Below are 13491 nucleotides of genomic sequence, written 5' to 3'. Positions count from 1 at the left end.
TTTCATCAAAGAACAACGCCCCGCGTCTGGAGGAACGCGGGGCGCGGGTGTTGCGGCAGCCCGGGAGGAGGAGACTGCCGCTAGGCTTTCAAAGCCTCAGTTCACGGCCTTGGCGTCAACAACATCTTTTTCGATGGCTTTGGCCGAGGTAATTTCGATCCGGCGCGGTTTCAGTGCCTCGGGCACTTCGCGCTTCAGGTCGATGTTCAGCATTCCGTTTTCATGGCTTGCGCCGGTGACACGGACGTGATCAGCCAGCGCAAAACGACGCTCGAACGCGCGGGTTGCGATGCCGCGATGCAGATAGCTGCGGCTCTTGTCCTCGGATGCCTTCTTACCGGCAACAACCAGCGAGTTTTCTTTCACTTCAACGGACAGGTCGCTTTCCGAAAAACCAGCGACGGCCACCGAGATACGGTACGTGTCGACATCGGTTTTTTCGATGTTGTAGGGCGGATAGCTTGGCTGTGCCACATCATTGGTCAGAACGCGATCCATCATGTCGGCGATCTGGTCAAAGCCAATGGTGGCGCGGTGCAGCGGTGCAAAATCAAATGTACGCATGTGTCATATCCTCAGTCTTGAGCGATTCACGATCTGGCCCTCCGGCTGGACGGACCAATGTTAATGACGGACCCCGTTGTGGCGATCCGATATCAGTGACATGGGAAGCGATTTGACCGAGTTCAACCCCCGCCGGAGCTGATGAATTTCGCACCAGACCCGGACGTGCCGGACCCAGCCTGTAACCGGCGGATCGTAGCCGTTGGTTTTGGCGCATCGCGCCGCATGATAGACTTGAGTTCGGCCACTATCTCGTCAAGCTCCATGCCGAACCCCACCTTTCTGCGACCGTTCGTGCCTACCGCTGAAACCACGGACAAAACCTGCCAGCGCGAGCCGTTTTTTGCCAGAATGGCGGATCCGGAAGACCCGAAGGTGACGTCGCAATCAAAAGTGATCAGGCCCTGCCTGCGATCCAATACGCGGCACGACCTTTCCCGCGTGATCGCCTCGGATCGTCCGCGCCCATACGAGGCTATGCTGATCTCGTTTCCCGAAACTCGCCCGCTGTGCAACACGAAAGGATCGGCAATCGAATACGGGATGGGCTCATTCAGCCGCATCAGGGCGACATCCATCCGAACGCCTTCGTGCGAAAGCGGGTTATTTGAAGCGTAGCCGGGCAGAACGGCAATTTGCGTAATCTGACGCTCGGCCAACGCGCTGCCGTTGCTCAGACCCGCACGAAACGTGATGTCTTCGGGCGCGTATGTTTCCCCGGTACGGCGGTCGACAGCACAATGGGCAGCGGTCAGCACCATGTCCTGCGCGATCAGAGTACCTGTGCAATAGGACTCTTCGCGCACATCCAGCCGCCCGATTGCTTCCCAACCGTAAAGGTCGTCCCGGTCTGTCAGCTTGCGTTTGTTGGCTTGCGCATGGGATGCGGTCGCCAGAACACTCAGGCCCAAAAGCAGACTTATGAAGACCTTGGTCATGGTCGGACAAACCTTGCACCGACGTTCTTGCCCGTCCCCGAACCGGAGGTCGACAATCCAAATCCGTGCCCGGCAGACAGCTCGTCGCGCAGCAATTGCAGCGAATGTTCAACCGCAGTCCCGATCGCAACGCTCTGGCCATCCATGCTGGCCTTTGCCGCCACAACCGACACGATCTGAGGGCGCGTGCCTGTAAAAGAAAAAACCGGTGCTCCTGAAGACCCGAAGTCGACGTCGCAAGACATGATCATAACGCCTGCCTGCCGGTTCATGACCGAACAAACCTGTTGCAACGATGGCGCTTCTGAGCGGTCATGTGCATAAGACACCACGCCCACTTCCGCACCCCGGCGCGGCTGATCTCCTGATTCAAACGGAATGACCGATGTGTTGCGGATCGGCTGCCAAAGCTCGATCAGGGCGACATCCGCGCCGACACGGTCCGTCGACGACTCGGCACTGAATTGATAATCCGGGTGAATTACAGCTTGTCTTGCCGTTCGATAAGCCAAAGCACGCCCCAGCCGCCACCCGGCCAGAAATTCGATATCGGACGGGTTCACCCGCTGCCCGGACACCTTGTCGAACAGGCAGTGCGCCGCTGTCAGCACAAGGGTTGGCGACACAAGCGTTCCGGTGCAGAACCCTTTTCCGGCAATATCCAGACGCCCGACAGCCATCCATTCGCGCCCGGAATCCGAGGTCTCCAGGCTTTCCAGCCTAGTGTCCTGTGCTGTAGCCGTCATCGGCAAAGCACAAAGAACAATCGCCTTAATCCAGTTGCGCACTCGGGTCTCCGGGGACTCACTCTGAGGCTTTTGTCCTACGTGTCACGTTGGGCAAAAATAGGGCGATCGGAGTCCAGGTGAATTTCCTGAGGAAATGATGCGGGGCGGCATCAGAGTGGCTTATCGCAAAATAGGAACAGAATCTCCTGCCCGTTGCAACGCGGGTGGTTTCGGCCCCCCTGTTGCCCAATCCAGCAACTCGACCGTATGAACGACTGGCACTTGGGTGCCGGACCCGATTTGCATCATGCAACCGATATTGCCTGCTGCGATGATATCAGGTTTCTTGACCTCAAGTGTCCTGATTTTACGCTGCTTCAACTGACCCGAGATTTCCGGCTGCATCAGGTTGTAAGTCCCTGCGCTACCGCAGCACAAATGGCTGTCGGCAGGCTCGACCACTTTGAACCCGGCACGTTTCAGAAGGTCTTTGGGATAGGTCTTGATCTTCTGCCCATGCTGCAGCGAACAGGCTGCGTGATACGCAACTGTAAGGTCCTGATCACGCCGTTCGGGTAGACTCAGCTTCATAACCAGCTCACTGATATCCATCGCGATACCCGAGACCCGCGCAGCATCGACCGAGAGCGCGTCGTTCCGGAACATATGCCCGTAATCCTTGACCGTCGTCCCACAGCCTGAGGTATTGATCACGATGGCGTCCAATCCGCCGCCGTCCATCTCGCGAATCCAGGCCCTGATATTGGCGATTGCGGCTGCGTGGCTGTCTTTCACCTTGCCCATGTGATGGGTCAGCGCTCCACAACATCCTGCACCCTCAGCCACCACAACCTCACATCCCAGCCGGGTCAGCAGACGGATCGTGGCGTCATTAATGTCAGTATTCAGCGCTTTCTGTGCGCAGCCCGTCATCAGCGCCACCCGCATTTTCCGCTCGCCTTCGGGCGCAAAGCTTTGAGGGTCATCGTTACGGCTGACCGGCGGAATGTTCTTGGGCGCCATGTCCAGCATGGCACGCAAACGGGCATCTGGCATCAAAAACCGGAACGGGCGACCCAGTTTCGCCCCGATCAGCGCCCAGCGAAAGCGCATCGGATAGGGCAGGATCTGTGCCAGAACCCAACGCAAAATACGATCCGCCAAAGGGCGTTTGTAATTCGCCTCGATATATTCCCGCGCGTGATCGACCAGATGCATATAGTGCACACCTGATGGGCAAGTGGTCATGCAAGCCAGACAGGACAGGCACCGATCGATATGTTTGACCGTCTTTTCATCGGGCTGCCGCTCGTTTTCGAGCATATCCTTGATCAGATAGATGCGCCCGCGCGGACTGTCCAACTCGTCGCCAAGAACCTGATAGGTCGGACAAGTCGCCGTGCAGAATCCGCAATGGACGCAATTGCGCAGAATTTCGTTCGAGCGCTTGGTTGCCGGGTCTTGCAGCTGCCGTTCTGAGAATGATGTCTGCATAAACCTATCCCATCAGCCCCGGATTAAACAATTCACGTGGGTCAAACTTAGCGCGCAACCCCTTTGTCAGGCTCGAGACGGCCACGTTTTCCGGTTGAAAACGCCCCAGTCGCGCGACTGTTTCTGCATCCGCTCGTACAAGTGTCGCGTGGCCAGAAAACACACCTAGACGCGCGCGCAGATCCGTACCTTTCGGGACGCGCAGCCAGACAAGCCCACCGCCCCAGTCGAAAAGCAACTGATCCGCTTCGGCACGCGCTGAAACTTCGGCCGCATCTCCGGGTTTTACTGAAAGCCGCCAGACATCCCCGTCCTGCCCCTGAAACGGATGAGCATCGCGGATACCAGCCCACAGCGTGTCTGCATCCGCTTCCTCTGAAATCTCTCCAAACCGGGACAGTTCAGCCGCCAACTTGCCTGTGCGATATGCGACCGCGTCCGTGAAGCCTTCGACCCTAAGCAGGGCTTTCCCGGCGTCGGGATCATACGCGGCCCCCGTTACTTCGAACGGCGATCTCAGCGCAGCGGACAGAACCCGAACCGCAGTTCCAGCTTCCCGGACCCCAACAGATAATGTTGCCACCCGTTCCGGTTTTGGAAGCACCTTCAGCGAAACTTCGGTCAAAACTCCTAAAGTACCCCAGGACCCGCCCATCAATTTGACCAGATCGTACCCGGTGACGTTCTTCATGACGCGGCCACCGTTCTTGATCACCTGCCCGCGCCCATCGACATAGCGTACCCCCAGCAGAAAATCCCGGCAGGCCCCGGCCTGAATCCGTCGCGGGCCCGAAATATTGGCCGCGACGACGCCGCCAATGGTCGGTTCACCTTGTGTCCCCAGCAATCCGCGATGATCCATCGGCTCAAACGCGAGGTGCTGGCCCTCTGCTTCCAGCGTCGCCGTGATCTCGGCCAAGGGCGTCCCCGCCCGTGCAACAAGGGTCAGCGCCCCGGGTTCGTATAGCGTAATACCGCGCAAAGCTCCGGTTTCGATTTCCGCATACGGGCTGGCAATTCCACGCGTCCCGCCTCCGACAATGCGTACAGGGTTTTCTAACCCGACCACCAGCTTTGCCAGATCGGCCTCAGTCTCAGGTCTCATTGGCTTCATCTTTTCCAAAATACTCCGGGGGCAAGGGGGCAGCGCCCCCTTATTCTGCAGCCATACGCCGCGGCTCCGACACGTCGAGCGGAAACACTTTGGCCGCGTTCAGCAGCCATTTGGGATCGAAAACGTCCTTAACCGCCATCTGCGCCTCAAGATCGGCAGGTGAATATTGATGAGACATCAGATCCCGCTTTTCGATCCCCACACCATGTTCCCCAGTCAGACAGCCGCCCTCGTCAACACACAGCTTCAGAATCTCTGCCCCAAAAGCTTCGCATTTTTCCAGATCGCCGGGTTTGTTGGCATCGAACAAGATCAGCGGATGCATATTTCCGTCGCCCGCGTGGAACACATTTCCGACCGGCAACCCAAACTCCCCACTCAATTCTCCGATACGACGCAGAACGGTTGGTAGGGCTGACACCGGGATCGTGCCATCCAGACACATGTAATCGTTCAATTGTCCCATGGCACCGAATGCAGATTTCCGACCCAACCAGATCTTGGCGCTTTCCTCGGCCGACTGGCTTTCGCGCAATTCAACCGGGTCATGGCGTTTTGCTATCTCGATGATTTTCGAAAGCTGAAAATCTATTTCAGCGTCAGACCCCTCCACTTCGACGATCAGCAGCGCGTTGCAATCGGGATACCCGGCATGGGCAAAGTTTTCGCAGGCCCTGATGCACAATGTATCCATGAACTCGATCGCGACCGGCAATATGCCCGATTGGATGATGTCCGAGACACACTGCCCCGCAACCTCATTGTCATTAAAACCCATCAGGACCGGTCGTGCGCCCTCGGGCTTGCGAAGAATACGCAACGTGGCCTCGGTCACCACACCCAGTTGACCTTCGGACCCACATATGACGCCCAACAGGTCCAGACCTGGTGCATCCAGATGCGCACCACCGATTTCGACAACGCTGCCGTCCATCATGACCATGGTCACGCCCAACAGGTTGTTTGTTGTTACCCCATATTTGAGGCAATGCGCTCCGCCCGAGTTCATCGCGATATTGCCAGCAATGGCACAGGCCAGCTGTGAAGACGGATCGGGGGCGTAGAAGAAATCCTCTTCCTCGACCGCACCGGTAACGCTTAGATTGGTGCGACCCGTCTGTACTTTGATGAAGCGGTTGTCATAGTCGATTTCCAACACCTCATTCATCCGTGCGACGCCCAGAATGACGCAATCCGCGGTCGGCAAGGCTCCACCGGCCAGTGAAGTGCCCGCGCCGCGCGGCACCACAGGCACGTTTTCGTCATGACAAATGCGCAGAACATCCGAAACCTGCTGTGTGCTTGACGGCAGCACGGCCAGCATTGGCGGGCATCTATAAGCCGTCAAGGCGTCACACTCGTAAGCGCGGGTTTCGGCGGGGTCGTGGATGATCGCCTCTTCGGGCAGAACCCGCGACAGCCGCGCAACAAGCGCAGATTTCCGGCTCAGAACATCCGGGCTTGGCTTTGGCATCTCCATGGCGCTCCTCCTTTTGGTAAAGTAATATTACCAATTTATCGCGCTGGCAAGTTCCCATGCCCGGCCTTACTGTCGCGGTCATGACCTGGATCGAACGTGCCGCTCTTTTTGCCCCTCTGGACTATGCATCGCTGCTTCTGCTGCTGGTTGCTTGGCTGTGGATTGGGTGGAAAATTGAACATCCGTCACCGCAGAGGCAATCCGTAGCCCTTATGATGGACGATTATCGGCGCGAATGGATGCGCGAGATGGTGACCCGCCAACCGCGCATGTTCGACGCGCAAGTCGTGGCGGCCATGCGGCAGGGCAGTACATTTTTCGCGTCGACCACGATGATTGCCATCGGGGGCGGGCTGGCCCTGCTGGGCAATACCGAAAGACTGGCAGGCGTCGCAATTGACCTTGCCATCGGCAGTGTCCCGGCAATGGTCTGGGAGATCAAAATCCTTTTCGTCGTATTGCTGCTGGCCAACGCATTTCTGAAATATGTCTGGGCGCACCGCCTTTTCGGATACTGCGCCGTGTTGATGGCTGCAGTTCCCAATGACCCCGAAGACCCGCAAACCTATCCCCGCGCCGGTCAGGCGGCTGAGATCTGTGTCACCGCCGCGCGCAGCTTCAACCGTGGTCTGCGCGCCACTTATTTTGCACTGGCGTCGTTGGCATGGTTTCTTGGACCTGTCGCGCTCATTTTGGGTACAGCGGTCACGTTTGGCGTCTTGTATCGGCGCGAGTTCGCCTCACACTCCCGGGAAATACTGATGGCCCGAGCCGCTAGCACGGATACGTGATACCGATGCGCTATCCCACTGGTTACACTGGTGCGATGCGATACTTGATTCTCTGCGCCATGTTGGCGAGCCCCGCCCTTGCCGACCCGCCAACAATCGAACAGGTCCGCACCAGTGCAAACGGTGATACATGGCGGTTCGATGTGACGATCCGGCATCCCGATACGGGTTGGGATCATTACGCCGATGGCTGGCGTGTTCTGGATATGGATGGAAACGAGTTGGGAATGCGCGTCCTGCTCCATCCTCACGAAACCGAACAACCCTTTACCCGCTCTCTGGGCGGGGTGGTCATTCCCGATGGCATGACACAGGTGCAAATTCAGGCACGGTGCATCGTCGATGGATGGAATGAAGGCACCACAGTGGTTAACCTGGATTGACCCTCAGAAAATTCCCATGGCCAGACCCGCACCCAAAGCGGCTCCTGTCTCGCGGCATTGATCCAGCTGGTCTTGCGGGATTGTCTTTTCGGCCAAAATGGTCTCGGGCGTTTGCGCATGGGTGCAGATGATCAGCGGAGGCTGAACAGCTTTCAATCGCCAACCAGTGGCTATCCGTGCGATCTGACGGGCGGCATTCTCGCCATCCGATCCCGCGCAAATCATCTGCGCATAGGGTCGGCCTTCTATTTTGCCCAGCACCGGGTAGTAGCAGCGGTCGAAGAATTCCTTCATCAGACCCGAAATTGCCGCCAGATTTTCAGGCGCGCAAAAGATGTAGCCATCGGCAGCCAACAGATCTTCCGGCCAGGCTTGATCGGCTGGCATAAGCTTTGTGTCAGCCTCACCTCGCGCGGCTTCGGCCGCGGCTTCGGCCATCTGCCGGGCACCGCCTGTGCGCGAGTGGTAGACAATCAGTAGCTGCGCCATGTCAGACCCGGTGATAGGGGCCACCTGACAGAATGGTCGCGGCCCGGTAAAGTTGCTCGGCCAGCATCACACGGGCCAGCATATGGGGCCAGACCATCGACCCGAATGAAATGGAAAAATCCGCCTCGGTCCGCAGAACCGGGTCAATTCCATCCGCACCACCGATCACAAATGCCAGGTCCTGCCGACCCGCGTCGCGCCAATCACCCAGCTTTTTCGCGAAATCGGGCGAGGACATGACACGCCCCCGTTCATCCAGCGTGCACAACACTGCCCCTTTGGGCAGGGCCTTACGCAGCAGCGCGGCTTCGGCTGCCATCCCTGCGTTTTTCTTGTCTTCAACCTCGATCACCTGCGCAGGCCCAAGGCCCAGCGCACGGCCGGTCCGGTCAAATCGGGTCAGGTAATCGTCAAGCAGTGTCTTCTCGGGTCCGGCGCGCAATCGCCCGACCGCAACTATGCTGATACGCATGTCTCTCTCGCCTCCGGCCTGTTAATGCAGGCCGGGATAGCGCCTCAGTTCGCCGAGGCGCTGCCGCCCTGAGGCAGCCACATCTTTTCCAGCTGATAGAATTCACGCACTTCGGGGCGGAAGATATGGACGATGACGTCGCCCGTATCGATCAGCACCCAGTCGCCGGTGTCCTTGCCTTCGACCTTCGAGGTGAAACCGAATTCCTGCTTGATGCGATCCGTCAGCTTTTCCGCCATGGCCGACACCTGACGGGTCGACCGACCCGAGGCAATCACCATGTGATCCGCAACCGATGACTTGCCCTGCAGGTTGATCTGCACGACGTCTTCGGCCTTGTCATCGGAAAGTGAGGAAAGGATTCGTTCAAGCAGCTTGTCGCTGATTGACTGAGAGTGGGCCATTATGTTGACCCCATCATCGGCGGGCAAACCCGCCTGTGTATGTAGAGACAGGACATAGTCCTCCTTTGCTGCGCGCCGTGAAACCCCGGCGCCGGGGTACTAATAAGGTAGCAAGGGGAATGCAACATTTCAATGAATGTACGCTGCAGGGCGCACACAGACGCTTACTCTGTGATGATCTGTTGCGCAGTTGCGCCGTCCGATAACAGTCGGATCTCGCGCTGTGGGAAGGGGATCGAGATACCTTCTTCCTTGAATGCGTCCCAAAGCGCCAGATAGACATTGCCCCGGATATTGGTCAGCCCCTTTGTCGGGTCGCTGATCCAGAACCTCAGCACATAGTCCACGCTGCTGTCACCAAACCCGGTGATGTGGCAAACCGGTTCATGTTTGCCGCCGCTCAGGACCCGGGCAACCGCCTTTACCGCCCTGATTGCGGTTGCGCGCACCTTATGCGGATCGTCGTCATAGCTGGTACCAAAATCCAGATCCAATCTCACGAACCGGTCGGAATGCGACCAGTTCACCACCTGGTTGGTAATCAGATCTTCGTTTGGTATCAGGTACTCGCGCCCGTCCCGTGTTACGACCGACACATATCGCGCGCCAAGTGCATTGATCCAACCGAACGTATCCCCCAACGAGATTACATCGCCCGGCTTGATCGAGCGGTCCATCAGGATGATGATCCCCGATATCAGGTTCGACACTACTTTTTGCAAACCGAACCCGATACCCACGCCGATGGCGCCAGACAAAAGCGCGATGCCGGTCAGATCGAACCCCAACGTTCGGATCGCAGCCATAAAGACTGCCCCGTAAAGCAGAACCTGTATGCCTTTTGACAGCAGCACCTGCATGGACGGAGTTATGTCGTCATTGCTTTGCAATGCGCGTTCGGCTGCGCGCGTGCCGATACGGGCCAGTGTCAGCAGGATGCCAATCAGCAAAGTTGCCTTGAGAATCCCAAGAGCCGAAATATGCAGGTCCCCAATGGAAATCGCGACACCGTCAAGAAAACCCGCGACATCATCCGTCAGATTCAGCGCGACAAGCGTTGCGTAGATCCACATTGCCCACTTGAAAATCCGGCGAAGTGTGCGGTTTTGGACCAGTCTCGCGACCAGTGCTATCGCCAGCCACGCCGCCGCCAACGTAGCTATCACCCCTATGATATAGCTTCGCGACGGCCAAGTGAGTTGCTGCATGGTCAGATACAATGCCCACGAAAGCAGGATGAAGTAGACCAGCGCCAACCGTCGCATCAGCTGCACCAGAACCCGCAGCCGCCATTTCGGCCATCCCGTGCGCGAACGAGCCCAGGCATCCCATCTAGACTGGGTCAGGAATTTCAGCAGCAAAGCCAGCGCCCACAGCAACAGGATGATGAGCAGTTGATATTGTCGCCAGCCCGGCGTGACGATCAGATCAAGCAGCCTCTCGAATTGCGCGGAAAAAGCCGCAACCATGTTGTTATAGAGGTCGGTCAGCGTACTTGGGATCAGGTCTTGGTTCATGCACGTCTCCTGCGGGGTCAGCTTGAACAGCAATGCAGGGCGATGCAAGCCTGACACTGGTTTTGAACCTTGATTGCCGGAAGGGCGCGGTATATCTGAACCGCATGAGACTCAATGTGGCCCAACTTCAGAATCTGGAAGATCGCGCGCGCTTGCGTGAACGGTTCTTTGGCGCTGCCCGCACGGTTCTGGCGCGCCTATCCGTCGCCTGAGCCAACTCGCCAGCTATTTCTCATTACATACGGGAGAGGACCGATGTCCCCCAAGACACTCTATGACAAGATCTGGGATGCCCATGTCGCGCACGAAGCCGATGATGGAACCTGCCTGCTTTATATCGACCGCCATTTGGTGCACGAAGTCACCAGCCCGCAGGCATTTGAAGGGCTGCGCATGGCAGGCCGTAAAGTGCGCGCGCCGGAAAAAACCATCGCTGTACCGGACCACAACGTGCCGACCACACCGGACCGCGTGAATGGGATCGAAAACCCGGAATCACGCATTCAGGTCGAGGCGCTGGACAAGAACGCCAAGGATTTCGGCATTCACTACTACCCGGTGAATGACGTGCGCCAGGGCATTGTCCACATCGTTGGACCGGAACAGGGTTGGACCCTGCCGGGTATGACCGTTGTCTGCGGCGACAGCCACACAGCGACCCACGGTGCCTTCGGCGCGCTGGCCCACGGCATCGGAACGTCCGAGGTTGAGCATGTTTTGGCCACGCAAACGCTGATCCAGAAGAAGTCCAAAAACATGAAGGTGGAAATCACCGGCAAGTTGCAACCGGGCGTGACCGCCAAGGACATCACTCTGGCTGTGATCGGTGAGACCGGCACCGCTGGCGGTACCGGCTATGTCATCGAGTATTGCGGCGAAGCGATCCGTAATCTGTCGATGGAAGGACGCATGACCGTCTGCAACATGGCGATTGAAGGCGGGGCTCGTGCTGGTCTGATCGCGCCGGATGAAACAACGTTCGACTATGTCAAAGGCCGCCCGCACGCGCCGAAAGGGGCGCAGTGGGAAGCGGCTCTGACATGGTGGAAAACCCTTTACACCGACGAAGACGCGCATTTCGACAAGGTCATCACTCTGCGCGGCGAAGATATCGCGCCGGTCGTGACCTGGGGCACCAGCCCCGAGGACGTTCTGCCGATCACCGCAACCGTCCCGAACCCCGAGGATTTCGAAGGTGGCAAAGTCGACGCAGCCCGCCGCTCCATCGAATACATGGGGCTTAAAGCCGGCCAGAAGCTGAGCGAAGTTGAGATCGACACCGTCTTTATCGGCTCGTGCACCAACGGCAGGATCGAGGACCTGCGAGCCGCCGCCGAGATTCTGAAAGGCAAAAAGATCAAGGACGGCATGCGCGCCATGGTCGTTCCGGGCTCGGGCCTCGTCCGCGCGCAGGCCGAAGAAGAAGGTCTGGCGGATATCTTCAAAGAAGCCGGTTTCGAGTGGCGTCTGGCAGGATGTTCGATGTGTCTGGCGATGAATCCCGACCAGTTGCAACCGGGTGAACGCTGCGCCGCGACTTCAAACCGCAACTTTGAAGGCCGTCAGGGCCGGGGCGGGCGTACCCACCTGCTAAGCCCGGCAATGGCCGCCGCAGCGGCAATCACAGGACGGCTGACAGACGTTCGTGAAATGATGTAAGCTACCCTCATAACTGGATATTTGAGGGATTGAAGACATGAGTGACTGGACAAAATGGCTATTGCTTGGACTTCTGTCCATCGTGTTCGGCATCTTTGTGCTGGGCGCACCGGTCGTGGCATCAATTACCGTGACGGTGGTCACAGGTGTATTGCTGTTGATTTCGGGCGCATTGCAGGTTGTTGGCGGCTTCACAGTTGAAGGGACCGGCAACAAGATACTGTCACTTATCATGGGTGTCGTGATGCTGTTTCTGGGCTGGTCCTTTCTGGATCACCCACTGCAAGGAACGCTGACACTGGCAACCGTCTGCCTGATCCTGTTCATGGCTGGCGGCATTGCCCGCGTGATCCTGTCGTTCCAGATGCGCGGAACACAGTATTTCTGGGCGACGCTGGTCTCGGGCATCATGTCGATTGTTCTGGCGATCCTGATCTGGCGCTTTGCCGCGATGGATCCTTCGGTGCTGCTGCAATTGCTGGGCATCCTGCTGGGGATCGAGATGATCTTTAACGGGCTCGGCCTTGTCTTCATGGCGTTCTTCGTCAAGGACGCACCAAAAGAAACGAAACAAGCTTAACGCGGGGTCTGGGCGCGGCCCTCTCCCGCAGGAGTGTGAACATGGATAAGTTTGAAAAAGTCCACGGGGTGGCCGCCCCAATGCCGCTGATCAATATCGACACCGATATGATCATCCCGAAAGTACACCTGAAAACAATCAAACGGTCCGGCCTGGGCGTCGTTCTGTTCGACGAGATGCGCTATCACGATGACGGTCAGGAGAATGAAGAATTCATCCTGAACAAGCCTGCCTATCGCGAGGCCGAGATTCTGGTTGCAGGCGACAACTTCGGCTGTGGGTCCTCACGCGAACATGCGCCCTGGGCGATCAAGGATTTCGGCATCAAGGTCGTGATCTCGACCAGTTTTGCCGACATCTTCTTCAACAACTGTTTCAAGAACGGCATTCTGCCGATCGTTGTCGAGGCAGAACACCACGCGATCCTTATGGATGATGCGCATAAAGGCGAAAACGCCCGCATGACCGTACATCTGGAAGACCAGCAGATCACCACATCGGACGGCGTCGTGATCGATTTCGAAATCGATCCTCACCGCAAGCACTGCCTGCTGAATGGTCTGGATGATATCGGGCTAACGATGGAAAAAGATCATCACATCGACAAGTTCGAGGATCACGCCAGTCAGGCCCGTCCCTGGGTGTGATTCTGGGGACGAATCTGTGGATACTCAACCTGACGGGGTCGCCAAGGCGGCCCCGCTCGCATTCTTGGGGTCGATTTTTCGCAAACCACAACATGTGGGTATCAATTTGAGATACACGTCGGATTTGCGTCGAAAATGATGCAATACCGCACCAGTTGCGCCATCTTTTTGCCCGAAATCCCGTGTTTTCTGCACCTCGGCTTGAGCAAAATGCCGCTTATCGTTCATGTT

17 protein-coding genes are annotated in these 13491 nt (G+C 57.6%); 6 read left to right on the top strand and 11 right to left on the bottom strand.

Annotation, left to right across the window (positions count from 1 at the left end; translation table 11 throughout):
• Positions 1-96: 96 nt before the first annotated feature.
• The 6 genes from ACR0J7_RS11860 to ACR0J7_RS11835 form a co-directional block, all read right to left on the bottom strand.
• Positions 97-564: an Hsp20 family protein gene (locus ACR0J7_RS11860; RefSeq protein ID WP_209599221.1), complete on the bottom strand. Its 468-nt coding sequence runs from the start codon at positions 562-564 to the stop codon at positions 97-99.
• 122 nt (positions 565-686) lie between these two features.
• Complete coding sequence (locus ACR0J7_RS11855) at positions 687-1502, bottom strand: trypsin-like serine peptidase (RefSeq protein ID WP_480914387.1); 816 nt, start codon at positions 1500-1502, stop codon at positions 687-689.
• The gene (locus ACR0J7_RS11850) at positions 1499-2290 is read right to left on the bottom strand and encodes a trypsin-like serine peptidase (protein ID WP_480900053.1); all 792 of its coding nucleotides are present in this window, start codon (positions 2288-2290) and stop codon (positions 1499-1501) included. The genes ACR0J7_RS11855 and ACR0J7_RS11850 overlap by 4 nt, the downstream gene beginning before the upstream one ends.
• Positions 2291-2410: 120 nt before the next feature.
• Positions 2411-3724, bottom strand: coding sequence for a glycolate oxidase subunit GlcF (gene glcF / locus ACR0J7_RS11845; RefSeq protein ID WP_480773966.1), 1314 nt, complete (start codon positions 3722-3724; stop codon positions 2411-2413).
• Positions 3725-3728: 4 nt separating this feature from the next.
• Positions 3729-4829, bottom strand: a complete 1101-nt coding sequence (locus tag ACR0J7_RS11840; RefSeq protein WP_480773965.1) for an FAD-binding protein — start codon at positions 4827-4829, stop codon at positions 3729-3731.
• Between the two features lie 49 nt (positions 4830-4878).
• Positions 4879-6318 carry an FAD-linked oxidase C-terminal domain-containing protein gene (locus tag ACR0J7_RS11835; RefSeq protein WP_480900055.1) on the bottom strand — a complete coding sequence of 480 codons (1440 nt, stop codon included), beginning with the start codon at positions 6316-6318 and terminating at the stop codon, positions 4879-4881.
• Between the two features lie 80 nt (positions 6319-6398).
• On the opposite strand from ACR0J7_RS11835, the gene ACR0J7_RS11830 reads away from it, so the two are divergent.
• Together ACR0J7_RS11830 and ACR0J7_RS11825 are read left to right on the top strand one after the other, a co-directional pair.
• The gene (locus ACR0J7_RS11830) at positions 6399-7109 is read left to right on the top strand and encodes a DUF599 domain-containing protein (RefSeq protein WP_480507274.1); all 711 of its coding nucleotides are present in this window, start codon (positions 6399-6401) and stop codon (positions 7107-7109) included.
• Positions 7110-7144: 35 nt separating this feature from the next.
• The gene (locus tag ACR0J7_RS11825; protein WP_480900095.1) at positions 7145-7492 is read left to right on the top strand and encodes a hypothetical protein; all 348 of its coding nucleotides are present in this window, start codon (positions 7145-7147) and stop codon (positions 7490-7492) included.
• 3 nt (positions 7493-7495) lie between these two features.
• On the opposite strand, the gene ACR0J7_RS11820 is transcribed toward ACR0J7_RS11825, so the two are convergent.
• The 4 genes from ACR0J7_RS11820 to ACR0J7_RS11805 all read right to left on the bottom strand — a co-directional run bounded on the left by ACR0J7_RS11820 (position 7496) and on the right by ACR0J7_RS11805 (position 10374).
• Positions 7496-7981, bottom strand: coding sequence for a flavodoxin family protein (locus tag ACR0J7_RS11820; protein WP_480914384.1), 486 nt, complete (start codon positions 7979-7981; stop codon positions 7496-7498).
• 1 nt (position 7982) lies between these two features.
• Entirely contained in the window at positions 7983-8453 is a 471-nt protein-coding gene (gene rlmH / locus ACR0J7_RS11815) for a 23S rRNA (pseudouridine(1915)-N(3))-methyltransferase RlmH (RefSeq protein WP_480914382.1), read from the bottom strand.
• Between the two features lie 44 nt (positions 8454-8497).
• A complete protein-coding gene (gene rsfS / locus ACR0J7_RS11810; RefSeq protein ID WP_209599225.1) occupies positions 8498-8857 on the bottom strand; it encodes a ribosome silencing factor in 360 nt (119 codons plus the stop codon).
• 164 nt (positions 8858-9021) lie between these two features.
• Entirely contained in the window at positions 9022-10374 is a 1353-nt protein-coding gene (locus tag ACR0J7_RS11805) for a mechanosensitive ion channel family protein (protein WP_480914381.1), read from the bottom strand.
• A 32-nt stretch (positions 10375-10406) separates the two neighbouring features.
• Here ACR0J7_RS11805 and ACR0J7_RS11800 point away from each other — a divergent pair, with 32 nt between their 5' ends.
• Genes ACR0J7_RS11800 through leuD form a run of 4 tightly spaced genes read left to right on the top strand, consistent with a single transcriptional unit; the run spans position 10407 to position 13260 of the window.
• The gene (locus ACR0J7_RS11800) at positions 10407-10586 is read left to right on the top strand and encodes a hypothetical protein (RefSeq protein WP_480914379.1); all 180 of its coding nucleotides are present in this window, start codon (positions 10407-10409) and stop codon (positions 10584-10586) included.
• Between the two features lie 43 nt (positions 10587-10629).
• Positions 10630-12033: a 3-isopropylmalate dehydratase large subunit gene (leuC, locus tag ACR0J7_RS11795; RefSeq protein ID WP_480900059.1), complete on the top strand. Its 1404-nt coding sequence runs from the start codon at positions 10630-10632 to the stop codon at positions 12031-12033.
• 37 nt (positions 12034-12070) lie between these two features.
• A complete protein-coding gene (locus ACR0J7_RS11790) occupies positions 12071-12613 on the top strand; it encodes an HdeD family acid-resistance protein (RefSeq protein ID WP_209507240.1) in 543 nt (180 codons plus the stop codon).
• Positions 12614-12654: 41 nt separating this feature from the next.
• A complete protein-coding gene (gene leuD / locus ACR0J7_RS11785; RefSeq protein ID WP_480773959.1) occupies positions 12655-13260 on the top strand; it encodes a 3-isopropylmalate dehydratase small subunit in 606 nt (201 codons plus the stop codon).
• A 24-nt stretch (positions 13261-13284) separates the two neighbouring features.
• On the opposite strand, the gene ACR0J7_RS11780 is transcribed toward leuD, so the two are convergent.
• On the bottom strand, positions 13285-13488 hold the full coding sequence (locus ACR0J7_RS11780; protein ID WP_480914377.1) for a hypothetical protein: 204 nt from the start codon (positions 13486-13488) through the stop codon (positions 13285-13287).
• Between the last annotated feature and the right edge of the window lie 3 nt (positions 13489-13491).

This window comes from Ruegeria sp. O4, assembly GCF_056535125.1.
The sequence above is the reverse complement of the archived record's forward strand: the minus strand, read 5'-3'. Positions and strand labels throughout refer to the sequence as shown.